The sequence below is a fragment of the Bacteroides sp. genome, from assembly GCF_019417265.1.
In the GTDB taxonomy this organism is placed as follows: Bacteria; Bacteroidota; Bacteroidia; order Bacteroidales; family Bacteroidaceae; genus Phocaeicola.
In genome coordinates this window covers 1-4271 of record NZ_DXVR01000048.1, presented here as the reverse complement: position 1 = coordinate 4271, position 4271 = coordinate 1, and the positions used below count along the sequence as shown (strand labels likewise).

Annotated in this window: 3 protein-coding genes; all 3 read left to right on the top strand. The window is 41.8% G+C overall.

The window, feature by feature from the left end:
- A partial coding sequence (locus QZ379_RS07395; protein ID WP_291562553.1) for a peptide deformylase occupies positions 1–248 on the top strand: 248 nt, incomplete at its 5' end.
- Complete coding sequence (locus QZ379_RS07390) at positions 245–2245, top strand: tetratricopeptide repeat protein (protein WP_291562550.1); 2001 nt, start codon at positions 245–247, stop codon at positions 2243–2245. The genes QZ379_RS07395 and QZ379_RS07390, both read left to right, overlap by 4 nt.
- A gap of 88 nt (positions 2246–2333) precedes the next feature.
- Positions 2334–4271 (top strand): threonine--tRNA ligase (gene thrS, locus QZ379_RS07385; protein ID WP_291562547.1); only part of this gene is annotated, 1938 nt, incomplete at its 3' end.

Sequence of the window (4271 nt, the reverse complement as noted above, 5' to 3'; positions counted from 1 at the left end):
GTGTGCATGAGAGTGTTAAACGTCCGGACAAGATACATGTGACTTATCTTGATGAAGATATGAATCCGCATGACGAGTGGGTGGAAGGATATCTGGCAAGGGTTATGCAGCACGAGTTTGACCATCTGGACGGAACAATGTTCATCGATCACCTTTCTCCACTGAGAAAACAGATGATTAAGGGAAAACTGAACAAAATGGTTGAAGGAAAAGCCCGTTGTGCTTACAAGGTGAAGACTGTAAAATGATAAAAAAGCTTCTATACATATTATATATAGGCTTGATGATGTCTGTGGCAGCCCTGTCGCAAATTAATACCGACAGGGTTATGACCATAGGTAAGAATGCTCTTTATTTTGAGGATTATGTATTGTCTATACAATATTTTAATCAGGTTATAAATGCAAAACCGTATCTGGCTGAGCCTTTTTTTTATAGAGGATTGGCGAAAATAAACCTTGACGATTTTCAGGGAGCTGAGGCCGATTGTACAGAGTCTATCGAGCGCAATCCTTTCGTGGCAAACACATATCAGATAAGAGGTATCTCCAGAATCCGTCAGGATAATTTTGACGGAGCTATAGCCGACTATCAGAAAGCTCTTACTATAGAGCCGGAGAATGAGGCTTTATGGCATAATCTGATATTATGCCGCATACAGAAAAAGGATTATTCGACAGCAAGAGCCGAACTCGACACTCTTATTTCTATTTCTCCAAGATATACTGATGCTTATTTGATGCGTACTGAAGTGTCTTTGAAAATGAAAGATACGCTTCAGGCGATGACAGATGCCGACAAGGCTATAGAAATGGACAGATATAATCCTGATCCATGGGCTTCGAGGGCTATTCTGTTTATGCAAAGAGGCAAGTATGCCGAAGCTGAATCGGATTTTGACGAGGCTGCAAGGCTTTCATTCAAGAATTCAGGCATTTATATAAACAGGGCATTGACAAGATATCATCAGAATAATCTGCGCGGTGCCATGTCCGACTATGATATCGCACTCGATATAGACAAAAACAATCTGATAGGACATTATAACCGAGGATTGCTCAGAGCGCAGGTAGGGGATGACAACAGGGCTATCGAAGATTTTGACTTTGTGCTCAGCGTAGAACCGGATAATCTTATGGCTGCATTCAACAGAGGTTTGTTGCGCAGCAAAACGGGTGATTATAAAGGTGCGGTTGCCGACTATACTGCTGTTCTTGATGAATATCCTAACTTTATGCCGGGGTATCAGTGCAGGGCAGAGGCTTATCGCAAGATGGGTGATTTGAGGAGGGCTGATGCGGATGATGTGGTAGTGCTTAAGGCTCAGATTGATGCTCAGACAGGTACGAAGAATAATACTGCATCGAATGACAAGACGCGAAAGAAGTCTGACAAGAATATGAACAACTACCGTAAGATTGTCGTGGCAGACAATGATGATACGGAAAGCAAATATAAGACAAACTATCGCGGAAGGGTGCAGGACAAGAACGTGAATATCTTGCCGCAGCCGATGTTTGCCCTTACTTACTATGAGCGTAAGGATGAGGTGAGAAGGCAAATCAATTTTGACAAGAGAATTGCACAGATGAATGAAAAGCATCTTTTCCCTGAAAGATTGATAATTACCAATAATGAGATGGCATTGAATGAAGTTTTGGTAAAACAGCACTTCAGTTCTATAGATAAACTGTCGGCATCGATAGCAAATGCTCCTGATAATGCCCTGAATTATTATTCTCGTGCATTGGACTTTTATCTGGTGCAGGACTTTGATAACGCTCTGAACGATTTGAATGAGTGTATAAGCAGAGATTCGCTGTTCTTCCCGGCTTATTTCAGCCGTGCGTTGATTCATTACAAGGAGTTGGAGTATAGAAAACGCGAGAAAAGCTTCGAGATAGTTTCTGCAGACGACAAGACTGCTCAGGTACGTTCTTTGGATTATGCGAAAATACGCGAGGATTTGGACAAGGTCATAGAACTGGCTCCTGACTTTGTATATGCATATTATAACAGGGCAAATATCCTTACTATAATGAAAGACTACCGTGGGGCGATTGCGGATTATAATAAGGTGTTGGAGTTGGAACCAAATCTTGCTGACGCTTATTTCAACAGAGGTCTTACTCATATATTCCTCGGCAATAACCGACTTGGAATACAGGATTTGAGCAAGGCCGGTGAGTTGGGACTTTTCTCAGCTTATAATGTGATTAAACGCTTTACGGTAAAAGAGAAATAACATTTTATTTCAAAAAGAAACCTATTAAATAAACTTTTACTATTTTTGCGGATAAAATTGAAGTAAAATAAGACTAAAATATAAAATCATGATTAAGATAACTTTCCCGGATGGTTCGGTTCGTGAATACAACGAAGGTGTAACCGGTCTGCAAATAGCAGAAAGCATTAGCTCTCGTCTGGCTCAGGATGTGTTGGCGTGCAGTGTTAATGGTGAGACTATTGATTTGAGTCGTCCTATAAACGAAGATGCTGAATTTGTACTTTACAAATGGGATGACGAACAGGGTAAACATGCGTTCTGGCATACAAGTGCACACTTGCTTGCTGAAGCTCTTCAGGAACTGTATCCTGGAATTCAGTTCGGTATCGGTCCGGCTATCGAAAACGGTTTCTATTATGATGTAGATCCGGGTGAGGCTGTAATTAAAGAAGGTGACCTGCCTGCAATCGAAAAGAAGATGATGGAACTGGCTGCTAAAAAAGAAGCCTTGGTTCGTGAAAACATATCAAAAGAAGATGCATTCAAGATGTTCGGCGAAAGAGGAGAAACTTATAAGTGCGAACTTATCTCTGAACTTGAAGACGGACATATCACTACTTATACTCAGGGTGCATTTACAGACTTGTGCCGTGGCCCACACTTGACTTCTACAGCTCCTATCAAGGCTGTGAAACTGTTGTCAGTAGCTGGTGCATACTGGAGAGGTCAGGAAGACCGTAAGCAGATGACACGTATCTACGGTATTTCTTTCCCTAAGAAGAAAATGCTTGACGAATATCTCGTATTGCTTGAAGAAGCTAAGAAACGCGACCACCGCAAGATAGGTAAGGAGATGGATTTGTTCATGTTCTCTGATACTGTAGGTAAAGGTTTGCCTATGTGGTTGCCAAAGGGTACTGCTCTCCGTATTCGTCTGCAGGATTTCTTACGTCGTATTCAGGCAAGATATGACTATCAGGAAGTAATGTGTCCGCCAATCGGTAACAAACTTCTGTATGTTACTTCAGGCCACTATGCTAAATACGGTAAGGATGCTTTCCAGCCAATCCACACTCCGGAAGAGGGCGAAGAATACTTCTTGAAGCCTATGAACTGTCCTCATCACTGTATGATATACAAGAATTCTCCACGTTCATATCGTGACCTTCCTTTGCGTATTGCAGAGTTCGGTACTGTATGTCGTTACGAGCAGAGTGGTGAGTTGCACGGTTTGACTCGTGTGCGTAGCTTTACACAGGATGATGCTCACCTGTTCTGCCGTCCTGACCAGGTTAAGGATGAGTTCTTGAGAGTAATGGATATCATTTCAATCGTGTTCACTTCTATGGGACTTGAGAACTTTGAAGCTCAGATTTCATTGAGAGATAAAGTGAACCGCGAAAAATATATCGGATCTGAAGAAAACTGGGAAAGAGCTGAACAAGCTATTATCGAGGCTTGTCAGGAAAAAGGATTGCCTGCAAAAATCGAATATGGCGAGGCTGCATTCTATGGTCCTAAACTTGACTTTATGGTGAAAGATGCTCTCGGACGCCGCTGGCAGTTGGGTACTATTCAGGTAGACTATAACTTGCCTGAAAGATTCCTGTTGGAATATATGGGATCTGACAACCAGAAACACCGTCCTGTAATGATTCACCGTGCTCCTTTCGGTTCAATGGAACGTTTCGTAGCTGTGCTTATCGAGCATACAGCCGGTAAGTTCCCATTGTGGTTGACTCCAGATCAGGTAGCTATCCTTCCTATTTCTGAGAAATTCAATGACTATGCGGATAAGGTTCGTCTTGAACTTAAAAAATATGATATCCGTGCTTTGGTTGACGACAGAAATGAAAAGATTGGCCGCAAGATACGTGATAACGAAATGAAACGTATCCCTTACATGCTCATCGTTGGTGAAAAAGAAGCTGAAAATGGTGAAGTTGCTGTAAGAAAACAGGGTGAAGGCGACAAAGGAAGCATGAAAATCGAAGATTTTGCAAAAAATATTGCAGAAGAAGTTCATAATATGATAAATAAATGG

Bases quoted from the DNA above. Each gene is read 5' to 3' on its own strand.
- QZ379_RS07390 (WP_291562550.1), top strand. From the start codon at position 245: ATGATAAAAAAGCTTCTATACATATTATATATAGGCTTGATGATGTCT.